At 62.0% G+C, this 19,086-nt stretch carries 16 protein-coding genes; 7 read left to right on the top strand and 9 right to left on the bottom strand.

Annotation, left to right across the window (positions count from 1 at the left end):
- Positions 1–45: 45 nt before the first annotated feature.
- The 6 genes from odhB to zapE all read right to left on the bottom strand — a co-directional run bounded on the left by odhB (position 46) and on the right by zapE (position 9,783).
- Positions 46–1,308, bottom strand: a complete 1,263-nt coding sequence (gene odhB / locus RO009_09840) for a 2-oxoglutarate dehydrogenase complex dihydrolipoyllysine-residue succinyltransferase (protein ID MDT3685330.1) — start codon at positions 1,306–1,308, stop codon at positions 46–48.
- A gap of 158 nt (positions 1,309–1,466) precedes the next feature.
- Positions 1,467–4,424 carry a 2-oxoglutarate dehydrogenase E1 component gene (locus RO009_09835; protein ID MDT3685329.1) on the bottom strand — a complete coding sequence of 986 codons (2,958 nt, stop codon included), beginning with the start codon at positions 4,422–4,424 and terminating at the stop codon, positions 1,467–1,469.
- An 872-nt stretch (positions 4,425–5,296) separates the two neighbouring features.
- Positions 5,297–6,181 (bottom strand): succinate--CoA ligase subunit alpha, encoded by an 885-nt coding sequence (gene sucD / locus RO009_09830; protein MDT3685328.1) that lies wholly within the window; start codon positions 6,179–6,181, stop codon positions 5,297–5,299.
- Complete coding sequence (gene sucC, locus RO009_09825) at positions 6,181–7,350, bottom strand: ADP-forming succinate--CoA ligase subunit beta (protein ID MDT3685327.1); 1,170 nt, start codon at positions 7,348–7,350, stop codon at positions 6,181–6,183. The genes sucD and sucC overlap by 1 nt, the downstream gene beginning before the upstream one ends.
- 53 nt (positions 7,351–7,403) lie before the next feature.
- Positions 7,404–8,369 (bottom strand): malate dehydrogenase, encoded by a 966-nt coding sequence (gene mdh / locus RO009_09820; protein ID MDT3685326.1) that lies wholly within the window; start codon positions 8,367–8,369, stop codon positions 7,404–7,406.
- A 244-nt stretch (positions 8,370–8,613) separates the two neighbouring features.
- Entirely contained in the window at positions 8,614–9,783 is a 1,170-nt protein-coding gene (zapE, locus tag RO009_09815; GenBank protein ID MDT3685325.1) for a cell division protein ZapE, read from the bottom strand.
- Between the two features lie 294 nt (positions 9,784–10,077).
- Here zapE and RO009_09810 point away from each other — a divergent pair, with 294 nt between their 5' ends.
- Positions 10,078–10,656, top strand: coding sequence for a GNAT family N-acetyltransferase (locus RO009_09810; protein MDT3685324.1), 579 nt, complete (start codon positions 10,078–10,080; stop codon positions 10,654–10,656).
- A 60-nt stretch (positions 10,657–10,716) separates the two neighbouring features.
- The gene (locus RO009_09805) at positions 10,717–11,130 is read left to right on the top strand and encodes a hypothetical protein (protein MDT3685323.1); all 414 of its coding nucleotides are present in this window, start codon (positions 10,717–10,719) and stop codon (positions 11,128–11,130) included.
- Here RO009_09805 and thpR read toward each other — a convergent pair.
- Together thpR and RO009_09795 are read right to left on the bottom strand one after the other, a co-directional pair.
- Positions 11,109–11,684: an RNA 2',3'-cyclic phosphodiesterase gene (thpR, locus tag RO009_09800; GenBank protein MDT3685322.1), complete on the bottom strand. Its 576-nt coding sequence runs from the start codon at positions 11,682–11,684 to the stop codon at positions 11,109–11,111. The two genes, RO009_09805 and thpR, sit on opposite strands and share 22 nt — an antisense overlap.
- A gap of 71 nt (positions 11,685–11,755) precedes the next feature.
- Positions 11,756–12,415: an arylesterase gene (locus tag RO009_09795; GenBank protein ID MDT3685321.1), complete on the bottom strand. Its 660-nt coding sequence runs from the start codon at positions 12,413–12,415 to the stop codon at positions 11,756–11,758.
- A gap of 68 nt (positions 12,416–12,483) precedes the next feature.
- Here RO009_09795 and RO009_09790 point away from each other — a divergent pair, with 68 nt between their 5' ends.
- The 5 genes from RO009_09790 (at position 12,484) to RO009_09770 (ending at position 18,339) form a co-directional block, all read left to right on the top strand.
- Positions 12,484–13,200: an ABC transporter ATP-binding protein gene (locus RO009_09790; protein MDT3685320.1), complete on the top strand. Its 717-nt coding sequence runs from the start codon at positions 12,484–12,486 to the stop codon at positions 13,198–13,200.
- Positions 13,197–15,773 (top strand): ABC transporter permease, encoded by a 2,577-nt coding sequence (locus tag RO009_09785; GenBank protein MDT3685319.1) that lies wholly within the window; start codon positions 13,197–13,199, stop codon positions 15,771–15,773. Before RO009_09790 ends, RO009_09785 begins: the two co-directional genes overlap by 4 nt.
- A gap of 146 nt (positions 15,774–15,919) precedes the next feature.
- Positions 15,920–16,741 (top strand): Bax inhibitor-1/YccA family protein, encoded by an 822-nt coding sequence (locus RO009_09780; GenBank protein MDT3685318.1) that lies wholly within the window; start codon positions 15,920–15,922, stop codon positions 16,739–16,741.
- A 217-nt stretch (positions 16,742–16,958) separates the two neighbouring features.
- Positions 16,959–17,717, top strand: coding sequence for a Bax inhibitor-1/YccA family protein (locus tag RO009_09775; protein ID MDT3685317.1), 759 nt, complete (start codon positions 16,959–16,961; stop codon positions 17,715–17,717).
- A 100-nt stretch (positions 17,718–17,817) separates the two neighbouring features.
- Positions 17,818–18,339, top strand: a complete 522-nt coding sequence (locus RO009_09770) for a GNAT family N-acetyltransferase (protein MDT3685316.1) — start codon at positions 17,818–17,820, stop codon at positions 18,337–18,339.
- Here the strand turns inward: RO009_09770 and RO009_09765 are convergent, their stop codons facing one another.
- A complete protein-coding gene (locus RO009_09765; GenBank protein MDT3685315.1) occupies positions 18,340–18,720 on the bottom strand; it encodes a DUF2794 domain-containing protein in 381 nt (126 codons plus the stop codon).
- Between the last annotated feature and the right edge of the window lie 366 nt (positions 18,721–19,086).

Below are 19,086 nucleotides of genomic sequence, written 5' to 3'. Positions count from 1 at the left end.
CGGGTCACGCCGCTGCGCGGCGGCCCGGCAATGACGAACAACAGATTACAGATCCAGCACAATCCTTGCCGGGTCTTCCAGATTCTCCTTCACCCGCACCAGGAACGTCACCGCCTCGCGGCCGTCGACGATGCGATGGTCGTAGGAGAGCGCGAGATACATCATCGGCCGCACTTCGATCTTGCCGCCGATCGCCACCGGCCGCTCCTGGATCTTGTGCATGCCCAGGATGCCGGATTGCGGCGCATTCAGGATTGGCGTCGACATCAGCGAGCCATAGATGCCGCCATTGGTGATGGTGAAGGTGCCGCCCTGCATCTCCTCGATCTTGAGATTGCCGTCGCGCGCGCGTCGGCCGAAATCGCTGATGCTCTTCTCGATCTCGGCCAGCGACTTGTGATCGCAGTCGCGCACCACCGGCACGACGAGACCCTTCTCGGTGCCGACCGCGATTCCGATGTGATAATAATTCTTGTAGATGATGTCGGCGCCGTCGATCTCGGCATTCACCGCCGGGATCTCCTTCAGCGCCTGCACGCAGGCGCGCACGAAGAAACCCATGAAGCCGAGCTTCACGCCGTGCTTCTTCTCGAACAGCTCCTTGTATTGCGCGCGCAGATCCATCACCGGCTTCATGTCGACCTCGTTGAAGGTCGTCAGCATGGCTGCGGTGTTCTGCGCATCCTTCAGGCGGCGCGCGATGGTCTGGCGCAGCCGCGTCATCTTCACGCGTTCTTCGCGCGCAGCGTCGTCGGGGATGGAGGGCGCGCGCACCTGCACGCTCGCCGCCGGCTGGCCGACCGGCATCGGCGCGGAAGCGGCGCGTTCGATCGCGGCCAGCATATCGCCCTTGGTCACGCGGCCATCCTTGCCGGAGCCCGGCACGGTTGAGGCATCGACGCCGCTTTCCGCCTCCAGCCGCCGCACCGACGGCGCCAGCGTCGCGTCCGCAGGCTTGGCATCCGCGCGCGGCTTGGTCTGCTCGGCGCCGGCGCCGATCGGCGCCGTGGTCGCGGTCTTCTGCTCAGGCTGGCCGGTCGGCGCCGGCGTCGTCTTGCTCGGCGCCGCGCCCGCGCCTTCCTTGATCGAGCCGAGCAGCGCGCCGACCGCGACGGTCTCGCCGTCCTTCACCGCGATCTCTGCGAGTACGCCGGCGGCAGGCGCCGGCACCTCGATGGTCACCTTGTCCGTCTCGAGCTCGACCAGCGGCTCGTCAACCGCGACGGCGTCGCCGGCCTTCTTGAACCATTTGCCGATGGTGGCCTCGGTGACGGATTCGCCGAGAGTGGGAACGCGGATGTCGGTCATTGTGTCAGTCTGCCTGTGTCTCAGTCTGCCTGTTCTCTTGAACCGCGATCGTGAGGTGCGAGCCCGAAGGGGCGAGCCTCGAAGGATGAACGGCCCGGTCGGTGGCCGTCATCCTTCGAGGGCCGCTTCGCGGCCGCCTCAGGATGACGGATGAAGGATTACCCCAGCGCCTCGTCGAGCAATTGCTTGAGCTGTGCCAGGTGCTTTGACATCAAACCAGTCGCCGTCGCCGCCGCAGCCGGGCGGCCGGCATAGCGCACCGTCTTGTGCTTGGCGCCGATCTGCTCCAGCACCCAGCGCAGGAAGGTGTCGACGAAGAACCACGATCCCATGTTGCGCGGCTCTTCCTGGCACCAGACGATTTCGGCGTGCTTGAAGCGCGCCAGATCATGCACCAGCGCCTTGGTCGGGAACGGATAAAGCTGCTCGACGCGCATCAGATAGACGTCGTCGATGCCGCGCTTCTCGCGCTCCTCGTAGAGATCGTAATAGACCTTGCCGGAGCACAGAACCACGCGGCGGATCTTGCTGTCGGCGGCGAGCTTGATGGTCTCGCCCTTGAGAATTTCCGCGTCGTCGAACAGCACCCGGTGGAAGGTGGCCCCGGCGCCCATTTCCTCAAGCCGCGAGGTGGCGCGCTTGTGGCGCAGCAACGACTTCGGCGTCATCAGGATCAAGGGCTTGCGGATTTCACGCTTCAATTGTCGGCGCAGGATGTGGAAGTAGTTGGCCGGCGTCGTGCAGTTGGCCACCTGCATGTTGTCTTCCGCGCACATCTGCAGGAAGCGCTCGAGTCGCGCCGAGGAATGTTCCGGCCCCTGCCCTTCATAGCCATGCGGCAACAGGCAGACGAGGCCGGACATGCGCAGCCATTTGCGCTCGGCGGAGGAGATGAACTGGTCGAACACCACCTGCGCGCCGTTGGCGAAGTCGCCGAACTGCGCTTCCCACAAGGTCAAAGCATTCGGCTCGGTGGTCGAATAGCCATATTCGTAACCAAGCACGGCTTCTTCCGAGAGCATGGAATTGAGCACTTCGTAGCGCGCCTGCTTGTCGCTCAGATGATTGAACGGCGTGTAGCGCGCCTCGGTTTCCTGGTCGAACAAGACCGAATGCCGTTGCGAGAACGTGCCGCGTTCGCAATCCTGTCCCGAGAGGCGCACCGGATGACCTTCTTCCAGCAGGGTGCAGAAGGCGAGCGCTTCCGCGGTGGCCCAGTCGATGCCCTCGCCGCTCTCGATCGTCTTGCGGCGATTGTCGAGAAAACGCTGGATGGTGCGGTGTGCGTGGAAATCCTTCGGGAGCGCGGTGATCTTGCGGCCGATCTCCTTCAGCGCATCGATCTCGACGCCGGTATTGCCGCGGCGCGGCTCGTCGATCTCGCCGCCCGCCTTCAATCCGGCCCAGCGGCCGTCAAGCCAGTCGGCCTTGTTCGGCTTGTAGCCCTGGCCGGCTTCGTGCTCGGCTTCCAGCCGCGCACGCCAGTCGGCCTTCATCTTGTCGACTTCGCCTTCGGTGACGACGCCTTCTCCGATCAGCTTCCTGGCATAGAGATCAAGAGTCGAAGGATGCGACCTGATCTTCTTGTACATTAACGGTTGGGTGAAAGCCGGCTCGTCGCCTTCGTTGTGACCAAAGCGGCGATAGCAGAACATGTCGATGACGACGGGCTTGGCGAATTTCTGCCGGTATTCAATCGCGACTTTGGCTGCGAACACCACCGCTTCCGGATCATCGCCGTTCACATGCAAAATCGGCGCCTCGATCATCTTCGCCACATCCGAAGGATAAGGCGAGGAGCGCGAATAGCGCGGATACGTCGTAAAGCCGATCTGGTTGTTGACGATGAAATGCAGCGAGCCGCCGGTGCGATAGCCCTTCAGCTCGGAGAGACCGAAGCACTCGGCGACAACGCCCTGGCCCGCAAACGCCGCATCGCCATGGATGAGCAGCGGCAGCGCCATTGAACGGTCTTCCGGCGTGGCGCCAAGCTGATCCTGTTTCGCGCGCACCTTTCCGAGCACGACGGGATCGACGATTTCGAGATGCGAGGGGTTCGGCGCCAGCGACAGATGCACCTTGTTGCCGTCGAACTCGCGGTCGGACGACGCGCCAAGGTGATACTTCACGTCGCCGGAGCCTTCGACTTCGTCCGGCGTCGCCGAGCCGCCCTTGAATTCATGGAACAGCACGCGGTGCGGCTTGCCCATCACCTGCGTCAGCGTGTTCAGGCGGCCGCGATGCGCCATGCCGAACACGATGTCTTTGACGCCGAGCTGGCCGCCGCGCTTGATGATCTGTTCCAGCGCCGGGATGAGCGATTCGCCGCCGTCGAGGCCGAAGCGCTTGGTGCCGGTATATTTGACATCGATGAATTTCTCGAAGCCTTCCGCCTCGACGAGCTTGTTCAGGATCGCGCGCTTGCCTTCGCGCGTGAAAGTGATCTCCTTGTCCTTGCCTTCAATGCGCTCCTGGATCCAGGCCTTCTGCGCTGGATCGGAGATGTGCATGAATTCGACGCCGAGCGTCTGGCAATAGGTGCGGCGGACGATGGCGATGATCTCGCGCATGGTCGCGAATTCGAGGCCGAGCACCTTGTCGAGGAAGATCTTGCGATCCATGTCGGCTTCCTCGAAGCCGTAGGTGCGCGGATCGAGTTCTTCCTCGTTCTTCTCCGGCTCGAGGCCGAGCGGATCGAGCTTGGCGTGGAAATGGCCGCGCGCGCGGTAGGCGCGGATCAGCATGAGCGCGTGGATGGAATCGCGCGTTGCCTGCTGCACATCGGCGGTGGAGAGATCGACGCCGCGCACCTGCGCCTTAGCCTTGATCTTGTCGCCGAGCGCCTTTTCGGTGTCCGCCCAGTTGCCGTCCAGCGCGGCGACCAGATCGCCGTTGGCGCGCAACGGCCAGTTCGGCTTTTTCCAGGAGGCGCCGCGGGCATTTTTGGCAACGCTGGCGGGGTCGTCCTTCAGGCTCTGGAAAAAGCTCTGCCATTCGGCATCGACCGAGGAGGGGTCCTTTTCATAGCGGCCGTAGAGGTCTTCGATATAGGCGGCGTTTCCGCCGTAAAGAAACGAGGTGAGAGCGAAGGCGGCGTTCGCGTCCTGGCGTGACATCTGGCGTCCTGAATCATGGTCTGTTTGCCGCCCGGCGGCGGCAAATGGGCTCATTTGCGGCCCAAAATCATCCCTAGCTGGGCTCTTCTACAGATAAGAGGTTAATAGGGCTATCGTTAGATGACGAAGGAATGAATTGATATTCGTTTCTTGGCCTGCTTTTGGCTGCAAATGCACGGTCCTCCAACGGCACAAGATCCCAACCCTCCAAAAGTACGAGATCACAGCCCTCCGACACGGAATCACACCCTTCCAACGGCAGATCCAGCCCTCCAACAGAACGAGAATCCTGGCCCTCCAACGGCAGCCTCCAACGGCAGGGGACACACCCCTCCAACAACACGAGCTCACAGCCGTCCAACAGCACGGGATCACCCTTCAACTTCACCGGCACGAAATCCAAGAGGGGCGCCCGACTTTCGGGAGCCGCCGGCTGAGTTCTTCCACTGCTCAGCGAATGAGGACCGGCAGCTTACGCATGAGCGTGTGCTCGTGGCCCCGGATGAGGGCGTCCATCGCTCAGCGGGGGCCCCCCAAAGAACGGGGCCTCGCGCATGACCAGGCGCCTGCTCGTGTCCCTGGAGGAGGGCTTCCATTGCTCAGCGAGCAATGCCCGAGGAGCGGTCCTCGCGCATGATTTACCGCGTGCCCGTGTCCCCGGTTGGGGGCTTCATTGCTCTCAGCGAGGAACGCCCGAGGAACGCGTCCTCACGCATGATCAACGCGTGCTCGTGTCCGAGGAACTGGGTTTCTATGAGCATGACAAAGCCCGCTTTCCGGGGTTTTTTCGAAAAGCGGGCTTTGCCGTCGCAGATACGCGCTAGGAATTTTTTCACGTGAAACATTGCAGCTTCTGCTGCAACGTCAAAAGCTTATCCCTTCAGGACGTCCACCAACGTTTTGCCGATCCGCGCGGGTGAGGGCGACACCTTGATCCCGGCCGATTCCATCGCCGCAATTTTCGATTCCGCATCGCCTTTTCCGCCGGAAATGATCGCGCCGGCATGGCCCATGCGGCGTCCCGGAGGCGCGGTGCGGCCAGCAATGAAGCCTGCCATCGGCTTCTTGCGCCCACGCTTAGCCTCGTCCTTGAGGAATTGCGCCGCGTCTTCTTCCGCCGAGCCGCCGATTTCACCGATCATGATGATGGCTTCGGTCTTCGGGTCGGCCAGGAACATTTCCAGCGTGTCGATGAATTCCGTGCCTTTGACCGGGTCGCCGCCGATGCCCACCGCCGTGGTCTGGCCGAGGCCTTCCGCCGTGGTCTGGAACACCGCCTCATAGGTCAGCGTGCCCGAGCGCGACACGATGCCGACCTTGCCCGGCTTGAAGATGTTGCCGGGCATGATGCCGATCTTGCATTCGCCCGCCGTCATCACGCCCGGACAATTCGGCCCGATCAGGCGCGACTTCGATCCGCACAGCGAACGCTTCACCTTGATCATGTCCGCGACCGGAATGCCTTCGGTGATACAGACGATGAGCGGCACTTCCGCGTCGATCGCTTCACAGATCGCGTCGGCGGCTCCCGCCGGCGGAACATAGATCACGGAAGCATCGGCGCCGGTCTTTTCGCGAGCTTCGCGCACGGTATCGAACACCGGCAGGTTGAGATGCGTGGTGCCGCCTTTGCCGGGCGAGGTGCCGCCGACCATCTTGGTGCCATAGGCAATCGCCTGTTCGGAATGGAAGGTGCCGTTCTTGCCGGTGAAGCCCTGGCAGATGACCTTGGTGTTCTTGTCGATGAGGATGGACATTACGCGGCTTCCTTCACGGCCTTGACCACTTTTTGCGCGGCATCGTCGAGATCATCGGCGGGGAGAACGTTCAGGCCCGATTCCCTGATGATCTTCTTGCCGAGATCGACATTGGTGCCTTCAAGTCGCACGACCAGCGGCACCTTCAGACCGACTTCCTTCACCGCCGCTACTACGCCTTCCGCGATCACGTCGCAGCGCATGATGCCGCCGAAAATGTTGACCAGGATGCCTTTTACCTTGGGATCGGAGGTGATGATCTTGAACGCGGCTGCCACCTTCTCCTTGGAGGCGCCGCCGCCGACGTCGAGAAAGTTGGCGGGCGAGGCGCCATAGAGCTTGATGATGTCCATGGTCGCCATGGCGAGGCCGGCGCCGTTCACCATGCAGCCGATCGAGCCGTCGAGCGCGATGTAATTGAGATCGAACTTGGAGGCCTCGATCTCCTTCTCGTCTTCCTCCGTCTCGTCGCGCAACTCTGCGATCTTGGGGTGGCGGAACAGCGCGTTGCTGTCGAAGCCAACCTTGGCGTCGAGGCAGATCAGCTTCTTGTCCTTGGTGACGACCAGCGGATTGATCTCCAGGAGGCTCATGTCGGTGTCGACAAAAGCCTTGCAAAGGTTGGTCAGAAGCGGGCTCATCTGCTTCTGCAGCTCGGCGTCGAGCTTCAGCGCCTGCGACACCGCACGGACGTGGTGCGGCATGATGCCGGTGACCGGATCGACGGTGATGGTCGTAATCTTTTCCGGCGTGTCGTGCGCGACTTCTTCGATATTCATGCCGCCTTCAGTGGAGACCACGATCGCGACGCGCGAGGATTCACGATCGACCAGCATCGACAGGTAGAATTCCTTATCGATGGCCGAACCTTCCTCGATGTAGAGGCGGTTGACCTGCTTGCCCTGCGGGCCGGTCTGGTGCGTCACCAGCGTCGAGCCGAGGATGCGCTGGGATTCCTTCTTCACGTCATCGATGGATTTCACCACTTTGACGCCGCCCGCCTTGCCGCGGCCGCCGGCGTGAATCTGGGCCTTCACCACCCAGACCGGGCCGCCCATTTCCTGCGCGGCTTTCACCGCCTCATCGACCGAAAAGGCCGGAATTCCGCGCGGGACCGGCACGCCGAAATCCCGCAAGACTGTCTTGGCTTGATACTCGTGAATATTCATTCCGTCCCCTCCGGCGGCCGGCGGTAGCCGGCCGCGTCACACACACGCTTCGTCTACTTTCCGAGATCCGGCGCGATTTTCTTGCAGGCCTCGACCAGCGTCTGCACCGATTCCGCCGACTTGTTGAACATGTCGCGCTCGGACGAGGTCAGTTCGATCTCGACCACACGCTCTACGCCCTTGGCGCCAATCACCACCGGTACGCCGACATACAGATCCTTCACGCCGTAATCGCCGTTGATATAGGCCGCGCAAGGCAGCACGCGCTTCTTGTCCTTGAGATAGCTTTCCGCCATCGCGATCGCCGAGGTCGCTGGCGCGTAGAAAGCCGAACCGGTCTTCAGCAGGTTGACGATCTCGGCGCCGCCATTGCGGGTGCGCGTGACGATCTCGTCAAGGCGCTTCTCGGTGGTCCAGCCCATTTTCACGAGGTCCGGCAGCGGAATGCCGGCAACGGTCGAGTAGCGCACCAGCGGCACCATAGTGTCGCCGTGGCCGCCGAGCACGAAAGCGGTGACATCCTCGACCGAGACGTTGAATTCGTCGGCGAGGAAATAGCGGAAGCGCGCGGAATCGAGCACGCCGGCCATGCCCACGACCATGTTCTTGGGCAGCCCGCAATATTTCTGCAGCGCCCAGACCATGGCGTCGAGCGGGTTGGTGATGCAGATCACGAAGGCGTTGGGGGCGTATTTCTTGATGCCGGCGCCAACCTGCTCCATCACCTTGAGATTGATGCCCAGAAGGTCGTCCCGGCTCATCCCCGGCTTGCGCGGTACGCCGGCGGTGACGATGCAGACCGAGGCCCCCTCGATGGCGTCATAGGAATTCGTGCCGGACAGCCGGGAATCGAAGCCGTCGACCGGCGACGACTGCGCCAGATCGAGCGATTTGCCCTGCGGGATGCCTTCGGCAATGTCGAACATGACGACGTCGCCGAGTTCTTTCAGTCCGATGAGATGAGCGAGCGTGCCGCCGATCTGGCCGGAGCCGATCAATGCAATCTTGGGACGCGCCATGTGGAAGAAACCCTCGAATGGAACTGCCGCAAAATCGCGGCCGCGCGGTGGTTAGCCCTTCGCGCGGCTATCGACAAGAAGGCCTTTGGCTGATTTCTGCGGCCGCGTTCTCGCTCCCTTGGAATACATTATTCCAGCGCCCTCGCTTCTTGCCAAGACCCTTTTGCCGAGAGCGAAGACAATTTTGACGGACGAGAACTGGTGGGTGCATCCGGCTGCTGTTCGCCAGGCCCCCTCAAAAAACTTACGTCTGGACGATGCGGGCGGCCGCTTCCTCGCCGTCGAGCTTGCCGTGCGGGAGCGCAAGATAACTTTGCGAGCCCATCTCGATCAGGCGCGAAGCGGTGCGCTCGAATTCCATCGCCTCCACCCCTTCGTCGGCGATGTAAAGCTTGTGCGGCGGCGCCTTCGCTGAGGCGATCAGCTTCACCGCGTTGTCGTAGAGCGTATCGATCAGCGTGATGAAACGCTTGGCCTCGTTGCGCCGGGCGAAATCCATGATCGGGACATGGTCGATGACCAGCGTATGAAATTCATGGGCGATCCGCAGATAATCCGCCGCACCAAGCGGCTGCCCGCATAGTTCCTGAAACGAGAAGCGTGCGGCGCCGTGCGCGGCACGCGGAATATGGACCCTGTGTCCCTTCACTGTCAGATCGAGCGGCGCGCCGTCATGGCCCAGCGTGATCCGCGACCAGGCGGCGTCGAGCGCGGCATCGGCCTCCTTGTCAGCCGGCACGTGCCAGACTTTGCCGCGCACCAGCTTTTCCAGCCGGTAATCCGTGCGCGCATCGAGGGCCAACACGTCCATATGCGCCTCAAGCCCCGCGATGAAAGGCAGAAACAGAGAACGGTTCAGCCCGTTCTTGTACAAATCCTGCGGCGCCACATTCGATGTCGCCACCACTACGACGCCGCGCTCGAACAGCCGAGTAAATAACCGCCCCAGAATCATCGCATCGGCGATGTCGGTCACGTGAAACTCGTCAAAACACAGCAACCATGATTCCTCTGCGATGGCGGACGCCGCCAACAGGATGGCGTCCTCGCCATTCTTGTCGCCGTTCTTCTGGCGTGAGCGGAAATCGTGCACGCGCTCATGCACATCGGACATGAATTCATGGAAATGTCCACGGTGCTTGCGCGCGACCGGCGATGTCTCGAAGAAGAGATCCATCAGCATGGTCTTGCCGCGGCCCACTCTGCCGTGAATGTAAAGTCCCTTGGTCCCGGAAGGCTTGTCACGCTTGCCGAACAGCCAGCCGAGCGACGATGATTTACGTGCGAGACGGTGCTGCGCAATTCGCGTTTCCAGCGCCGCGAGCCGCCGCACCGCATGCTCCTGCGCCGGATCAGACTCGATGCGGCCCTCGGCCACCAGGGCGGCGTAGCGGGCGCTGACAGTGTCGAACATTTCGGGAGATCGGCTGCGGGATAGACGGGAGACTGTCGGCCAGCCATAGACCCCGTGATAGCCGCAACGCAAGCTGCAGCAAGCTTAGCCGACATAGAGTTAATACACAGATTTTTAACTGTGTTATCAATAATTTGACCTTGATTTTCTCCTGTTTAGCCTTGGTTCGGTCTAAAAAATGTTGCATCGCAGCATTAAATGCACTGGCTGAATCGTGCGGGTCCATTGCGACCCGCCCGTCTCTCAGGAGGAGATGGCCGGAGGTCTTTCCAACATGTTGTCTGGAGACCTGAGATGCACGAATTGATTTCTGGCAACGGTGTCATCCGAAAATTGTGGCCGGGCGAAACCCGGAAATACCGGGATCATTTACTGCGCCTCGATGAGGAGAGCCGCCGACGGCGCTTCGGCGGCAGTGTCTCAGATCAGCATATTCGCAATCACGTGGAAGGCACGAAGGGCTTCGATGCGGTGTTGTATGGCTTCTTCGTCGACGGCGTCCTGCGCGGCGCCGCCGAATTGCGCATTTTCGGCTTGCGGCTGCTGAGCCGGGAAGCGGAAGCCGCATTCAGCGTCGAAGCGCCCTGGCAGAGCTACGGGGTCGGATCGGAGCTTCTGGAGCGCATCTTGCTTGCCGCGCGCAATCGCGGCGTAAAATTTCTGCATCTGACCTGCCTCGCCGACAACAAACGCATGCAGCAGCTTGCGCGCAAATTCGACGCCGAACTGTCCTTCGATTTCGACGGGGCGGTCGGCGAACTCGAAACCACGCGTCCGACACCGTTGTCGCTGATGCGTGAAATGATCGATGACAGCCAGGGCGTCGCCGCCGCTTTTCTCGACGCCCAATCGCAGATGCTGAAGCCGGGCTGACGTTAACTCCCCGGTACCACTTCGAGCCTAACATCGCGACAGGGACTATGCGGGGACGCCATGAGCAGCCATACCATCGGCATTCAGATCGCCGGCCTCGGCCGCATCGAGGATCATCATGCGCATCTATTGCGTTTGCACTATCTCGATCGCTGCCTGCATTTCGCCAGCGGCAACGATGACCGTGCCATCGATGCGCATTGCCTGCGGCTGATGTCGCAGCGCGCTATTCTGGTCGCCGCCTATATCGACGGCACACAGCGTGCCGGCGTCGAGATCATCCCCGACCGCAATGCGCAGCGCGCGCAGGCGGTGGTCACCGCGGAACAAGGCTTTCAATCGCATGCGCTGATGCAGTCACTGATCTCGTGTGCGGCGGAAGAAGCGCGCAAGCACCACTTCACCGAAATTCATTTTTGCGGCGTCGAAGTGATGCCGGGACATCCCGAATATCAGATGGCGCGCAGCGCCTGACGGCTGCGTTCCTCCTGATCGCGCTGTAGCGGAAATTCCGCCTCGATCACATACGGCCCGCCGCCGATCGAGGCGCGGGACGAATACAGCATGAAACGCTCTGCACGAAACGGCAGCGGCGGAAAATAGCCACGCGCGGCGAGATAGTCTGCCACCTGTCGGTTCGACGTGTCGCGCAGGCGCGCCAGCGTCACATGCGGCGTGTATTTGCGCCCCTCGGGAGCGAGGCCGATGCGTTGTATCAGGCGTTCGTGTTCGGCCTGCAATTCCAGAAGCGGCGGCGACGGCGCAACGGTCGCGATCAGCGCACGTGGTTTTCTTCCGCCGAAAGACGACAATCCATCGAACCGCAAATCGAACGGCTGGCGATTCACCCGGTGCAGCAGCGACGCTACCTCATGCGCAATGGAATCGTCGACATCGCCGATAAACCGCAACGTGAGATGATAGTTTTCCGGATCGATCCAGCGTGCGCCCGGCAATCCGCCGCGGAAGAGGGACAGGCTCTGTCCAACCTCGGCGGGAATCTCGAGCCCAGTGAAAATGCGTGGCATCGAGACACCTCCGTTAAACCGTGAAAGCGCTCTCCAGACTGAAAAGGATTCGGTCCAGCGGCGCAAGGCCTTCAGCCGTTTTGTTTCGCCTTGATGCGTGCAATCAATTCTTCCGCCTTCGGTAATATGCCTGTCACAATTTCTTTTACGCCGTCTACGTTCGGGTGCATGCCGTCGCGCAGCGCCAGTTTGGTCTGGGCCGCGATGCCATCCAGAAAGAACGGATAGTAAACCACATCGTATTTGGCGGCGAGATCGGCAAAAAGTTTTTCAAAAGCATGTCCGTATTCGGCACCGAGATTCGGCGCCGCACGCATGCCTGCGAACAGAACTTCGACGCCGCGCTGCTTCAGCCGGCCAAGCAGATTATCGAGCGCGGCGCGCGTCGTTTTCGGATCGACGCCCCGCAGCATGTCGTTGGCGCCAAGTTCAACGATGACGGCGTCGGTACCGTCAGGCACCGCCCAGTCGAGCCGCGCCAGACCACCGGACGCGGTGTCGCCCGACACGCCGGCATTCTCGATCTCGACGGCATGGCCTTTCGCCTTCAGCGCGCGTTCGAGCTGCGCCGGAAATGAATCCTGCGCCGACAACCCGTAGCCCGCCGTCAGCGAATCTCCGAGCGCGACAATCCTTAGCGGGCGCTCGGCGGCCAAGGCCTGCAGGTCGCTTGCCGGCAGCGCAAACAAGCTCACAAGAACCACCGCGGTCACGATCAATTTATGGACCATTCGTGAAATCTTCCCATATGAGCGGGCAGGCTCTTTTTGATCACAATCCCCGTCGACACAACGGCACCATGCATCATTCCAGTCCCATTCGGGAATCGGCCATTTCCCTGCGGAACGTCAATCTGTCGCTCGGCCGCGGCGCCGCCCGTGTGCATATTCTCAAGGACATCGATCTGCATATAGGACGGGGCGAGGCAATCGGAATGGTCGGACCGTCCGGCTCGGGCAAGTCCACCTTGCTCATGGTCCTGGCCGGCCTGGAGCGCGCCGACAGTGGAACGATCGTCGTCGCCGGTCAGGATTTGACGCGGCTCGACGAGGATGCCCTGGCCCGTTTCCGCGGCGGCAATGTCGGGATCGTGTTTCAATCCTTTCACCTCATTCCGACCATGACGGCGATCGAGAATGTCGCGGTCCCGCTCGAACTCGCCGGCGCCGGTGACGCCTATGCCCGCGCGGAAGAAGAATTGGCGATCGTCGGGTTGAAGGAGCGTTTGCATCACTACCCGGCGCAGTTGTCCGGCGGCGAACAGCAGCGCGTCGCACTGGCCCGCGCGCTGGCGCCCAATCCTTCGATTCTGGTGGCCGACGAGCCGACCGGAAATCTCGACGAGACGACCGGCCAGCAGGTGATCGAATTGCTCTTCGCGGGGCACCGCACACGTGGAACGACACTGGTGCTGGTGACGCACGATCCCGGCCTTGCGGCGCGTTGCGACCGCGTGGTGCGGATGCGTTCGGGTCGCATCGACGACACGCCTGCCATCAAGGCTGTGCAGGCATGAGCGCCAGCGTTTCTCCTGCCGCACCGCAGCGCGCATTGCATTTCCTGCCGCTGCGTTTCGCGCTGCGCGAGTTGCGCGGCGGATTGCGCGGCTTCTATGTCTTTATCGCCTGTATTGCGCTTGGCGTCATGGCGATTGCGGGTGTCGGATCGTTCTCCGAAAGCCTGACCGGCGGCCTTGTCCGCGAAGGCCGCACAATACTCGGGGGCGACGTGTCCTTCTCGCTGATCCAGCGCGAAGCTAATGCAGAAGAGCGCGCATTCCTCGCAAGCCGCGGACAGCTTTCGACCGCGGCAACCATGCGCGCCATGGCGCGCGCCTCCGGCGAACGCAGCGCCCTGGTTGAGGTGAAGGCGGTCGATTCCGCTTATCCACTTTACGGCAATGCCGGTCTGGATCCGGCCGTGCCGCTCGACACCGCGCTGGCGGAACGCAATGGCGCCTTCGGCGCCGCCGCCGACCCGGCTTTATTGATACGCCTTGATCTCAAGCCAGGCGAGGAGATCACGGTCGGAACAGCGCGCGTCGAAATTCGCGCCGTAATCCGCACCGAGCCCGACAAGCTGGCCGGCGGCATTGGATTTGGGCCGCGCCTGCTGCTGAGCGAGACGGCACTCCGCGCCACAGGCCTGTTGCAGCCGGGAAGTCTGGTGCGCTGGCACTATCGCGTGCGAATGCCAGAGAATGACACAGGCGATCGCGCCACCGACGCCCTTGTTGCGGCGGCAGAGAAACAATTCCCCGATGCCGGCTGGGATATCCGCACCCGGAACAACGCGTCCCCGCAACTCGAACGCAATGTCGAGCGCTTCACCCAATATCTGACGCTGGTCGGACTGACCGCGCTGCTGGTGGGTGGGGTCGGCGTCGCCAATGCGGTGAAAGGTCACCTCGCCCGCAGGCGCAATAGCATCGCGGCAATGAAAGCGCTGGGCGCGACCGGCGGCCGCATTTTCTCGCTCTATCTGACGCAGGTTTTGCTCTTGTCCGCGGCCGGCGCCTGTATCGGTCTCGCGCTTGGCGCCGCGCTGCCCTTCGCCATCGCACGCGTCTTCGGCGGCATCCTGCCGCTGCCCATCGACCCGGCGCTGCAGCCGCTGCAACTCGGCCTGGCGCTGCTTTACGGGCTCATGACGGCGCTGGCTTTTGCATTGTGGCCGCTCGGGCGAGCGCACGACATTCCGGTGTCGGCGCTGTTCCGCGAGGAAGTTGCGTCCGACAACCGCTGGCCGCGGACGATCTATGTGGTTGCGACCGCCGCCGTTGCGCTCCTTCTCGCCGGGCTTGCGGTCATGCTGGCTTATGATCGCCGCATCGCTGCGATTTTCGTTGGCTCGGCGGCGACGACATTCGTTGCCCTGCGCATGATCGCCGCGCTGATCATGTGGACGGCGAAGCGTGCGCCACGGGCACGCAGCACGGTCCTGCGGCTGGCCGTCGCCAACATCCACCGCCCTGGCGCGCTCACCTCCACCATCGTCCTGTCGCTGGGGCTTGGCGTCGCCTTGCTGGTCACGGTGGTCCAGATCGACGGCAATCTGCGGCGCCAGTTCCAGCAGGCCCTGCCCGACAAATCCCCCGCCTTCTATTTCGTCGACATCCAGTCGGCCGACGCCGAGCGTTTCGACAGCTTCATTAGATCCCGCGCGCCGGATGCGAAGCTCGAACGCGTACCCATGCTGCGCGGGCGCATCGTCGCCGCAAACGGCGTCAAGGCGGAAGACTTGAAACCGCCGCCCCATGCAGCCTGGGTTCTGCAGAGCGATCGCGGCATCACCTATGACGGAAACATTCCGCTCGGCTCGCGTGTCGTCGAAGGCAAATGGTGGGGCGCGGACTATCAGGGCCCGCCGCTCCTGTCTTTTGAGAAGAGGATTGCCAAGGGACTTGACCTCAAGATCGGCGACCCGGTCACGGTCAATGTGCTCGGCCGCAACATCACCGCCACCGTCGCCAATCTGCGTGAAGTCGACTGGCAGAATCTTGGCATCAATTTTGTGCTGGTCTATTCGCCCGGCGCCTTCCACGGCGCCCCGCATACACATATTGCGACGCTCACCTATCCGCGCGATTCGACCCTGCAAGAGGAAACAGCGTTGCTGAAGGATATCGCCCGCGACTTCCCGACGGTGACCACCGTGCGGGTGAAGGATGCGCTCGATACGGTCGGTTCGGTGGTTTCGAATCTTATTTTAGCCATTCGCGGCGCCAGCGTGGTCACGCTGCTGGCAGCGGTGTTGGTGCTCGCCGGCGCGCTGGCGGCCAGCCATCACAGCCGGGTTTATGACGCCGTCATCCTAAAGACGCTTGGCGCCACGCGGGGGCGGCTGATTGCCGCCTATGCGCTGGAATATGCCATGCTGGGCGCCGCCACGGCGCTGGTTGGCGTGGCCGCAGGGTCGGTGGCGGCGTGGATGGTGGTCAGCAAGGTCATGAACCTTGCCTTTGTCTGGCTCCCCATTCCGGCCGCAATCGCCGCTTGTTCCGCCCTCATTGTCACAATTGCGTTTGGACTGGTCGGGACCTATGGCGCCTTGGGCCAAAAGCCCGCCCCGGTATTGAGGAATCTGTAGAATTCGCGACATTCAGCCGCGCTATACAGTGAAACTGCGACGTCGGGTCTGGATTGTTTTGCCGTAATTGAGTGTAACTTATATCCGGTTGCCCGGATGCGATCTTGCGTCCGGGCGGGCGACAACAATCAAACAGGAGTTCGGCAATGTCGGACTTGAATCGTGATGCGATGGCCAGCCGCTTCGGCCAGGCGACCAGCAGGACCACTGCGGTCGTCGACGAAGGTCTGCGGGCCTATATGCTTCACATCTACAATTACATGGTGCTCGGGCTGGCGATCACCGGTTTCGCCGCTCTCGGCATCTACATGCTGTCGATGACCGGCGATGCCGCGTCGGCTGCAAAGGTTCTCCGCAACGGTGTCGAAATGCCTGCGCAGATCCGCGGCGGCGTGTTCCTCACCCCGCTTGGTTACGCACTATTTGTCAGCCCGCTCAAATGGGCTGTCATCCTGGCGCCGCTCGCCTTGGTTTTCGTGCTGAGCTTCGGCATTGAACGCCTGCGGCCGCCGGTGGCGCAATTGCTGTTCTGGGTTTTCTCGGCGCTGATCGGCATCTCGCTGGCGTCGATCTTCATGATCTACACCCAGACGTCGATCGTGCGGGTGTTCTTCATCACCGCCACCTCGTTCGGCGCGCTGAGCCTGTGGGGTTACACGACCCAGCGCGACCTGAGCGGCATTGGCTCATTTCTGATCATGGGCCTGTTCGGCGTGATCATCGCCTCGCTGGTGAACCTCTTCCTGGCGAGCTCGGCGCTGCAATTCATCGTCTCGATCGTCGGCGTGCTGGTTTTTGCCGGCCTCACCGCCTGGGATACCCAGCGTCTGAAGAACGAATACGTCTACGGCGCGTTGGAAGGCGAAACCGCCGAACGCTCCGCCATCATGGGCGCGCTGTCGCTGTACCTGAACTTCATCAACCTGTTCACTCTGCTCTTGCAACTGCTCGGGCAGCGCGAGGAATAGGCCGATTGGCGGGATAGCCGCTCAGGAAAGCCCCGGTACGCCGGGGCTTTTTCTTTTGGCTCAGGGTTAAGATCGGGCCGGTCGCCCGGGGCGGCAGAATATGGGCGGCTGGAAAATGCCCGGTCCTGCCCCTACATTTGCGCCATCTCGGCCGCCCGGTGTGATCCGGGTCCGAACTGGCCCGGCAGCGTCCGGGCATCTGAAAGAGGGAATTCCGATGTCCGATTTTGACCGGAATGTCGCAGCCCGTAGCGGTTATGCCGATCGCGCCGCCGTCATCGATGCCGGCCTGCGCGCACACATGATCCGCGTCTATAACTACATGGCCGCGGCTGTGGCGCTCACTGGTGTCGTAGCCTGGGTTACATTTCAGCTTTCGGCCGTAGCCAACGAGGCTGGCGCGATCGTCGGGCTGACGCCGCTCGGCCAGGCACTCTTCGGAAGCTGGCTGATGTGGGTCGTGATGCTGGCGCCGCTGGCGCTGGTGTTCTTCCTCAGCTTCCGCATTCAGACCCTGGACGCCGGCAGCGCGCGGCTATTGTTCTTCGTCTACGCCGGTATTCTCGGCATCTCGCTGGCGACGATCTTTCTCGCCTTCACGGCGACGTCGATTACGCGGGTCTTCTTCGTCTCGGCCGCCGCCTTCGGTGCGCTGAGCCTGTATGGCTACACGACGCAGCGCGACCTGTCGGCCTTCGGCTCCTTCCTGATCATGGGCCTAATTGGCGTGATCATCGCGAGCCTCGTGAACATCTTCCTGAAATCGAGCGGCCTCGACTGGATCATTTCGGTCGTCGGCGTCCTGGTCTTCGCCGGCCTGACCGCCTGGGACACGCAGAAGATCAAGGAGATGTACAGCGCCTCCGACGACGGCAGCGTGGCCGGCCGCAAGGCGGTGATGGGCGCCCTGTCGCTTTATCTCGACTTCATCAACCTGTTCCTGATGTTGCTGCGGCTCTTCGGCGATCGCCGCTAGCGCGCGATCAGCAAAAGTGGAATGCCAATCATGAACGCCCCGGCAGAACCGGGGCGTTTTCTTTTGCTAAACTGATTTTATCTCCTGCACGCAAAACCCCATGCCGATCCAAATCCGTCCCGCCACTCCCGCCGACATTCCTGCCATTACCGAAATCTACGCCCATGCCGTCCGGCACGGGACCGCTTCCTTCGAGATAGAGCCGCCAAGCGAGGCCGAAATGGCGCAGCGCCAAAAGAGCCTTTTGGACGGCAGATTTCCCTATCTTGTGGCCGAGAATGACGGCGGGATTGCCGGCTATGCCTATGCCGGACCCTATCGCACACGGCCGGCCTATCGTTGGAGCGTGGAAGACAGCATCTATGTCAATCCAAACGTCCAACGCCGCGGTATCGGCCGCGCCTTGCTGGAACGGCTGATTGTCGAGTCAGAGCAGCGGGGCTTTCGCCAGATGATCGCGGTCATCGGCGATTCCGCCCAAATGTCATCGATCGAGCTGCACCGGTCGCTGGGTTTCCGGATGATTGGGACGATCGAGAATGTCGGCTACAAGTTTGGCCGCTGGCTCGACTCGGTTCTGATGCAACGCGATCTGGGGCCCGGCGCGACGACCAACCCCTGACTACCCCGCAACCACACTCAGCGACTTGTCCAAGACCCGCAGCACGCGGTCGAGCTCATGACCGCGCCGCATGATCAATCCCGTTGCCGAGATCACGCTATAGGCGCCCTGGCGGCGCGCCAGCTTCGGATTTTTCTCGATCCGATAGATCGGCACTTCCGACGCGCGCCGGAAAATGGAAAACACCGCGCGGTCTTTTAGAAAGTCGATGGCGTAATCTCGCCATTCACCCGCAGCAACCATTCTGCCGTAGAGCCGGAGAATGCGGTCCAGCTCCAGCCGATCGAAGGCTACCTGATGTTCGGGGGCGGCGGACCAGGAGCCCGAGTTCTCGCCCCCGCGAAACGCGCTGGGTTCAGTCTCGCCGGGCGTAAAGCTCATGCGGCGCCTCCTTGCATAACAAATATATGATCGCCTTGCCGGACTGCGACCGCAAGCGCGATGCGCACGCCACGCATTTCTGCGGTGAGATGAAAACTTGAACGAAATCAAACGCTCAACAGCGTGCAAGCCCTCACGGCTTCGTTAAACGGACCATAATAACGCCCAAATTCGGTCCTGCGCTTGCCCCTATGGGCTGCGATATGGAGGGTTCAGGCCCGGTTCGGAGAGTTCCGGATTCCTCAGCCCCCCAGCCCCCCGGGGCTCATACGAGCCGGGCCAAAGTTTTGAGTAGAGTTCCGAGTACGGTTCAATCCCCCAATGCTTCGGGCCGGCATTTGCCGGCCCGATTTTTTTTACCAATCG

The organism is Pseudorhodoplanes sp., assembly GCA_032027085.1.
Lineage (GTDB): Bacteria > Pseudomonadota > Alphaproteobacteria > Rhizobiales > Xanthobacteraceae > Pseudorhodoplanes.
This window is presented reverse-complemented; position numbering and strand designations above follow the sequence as displayed.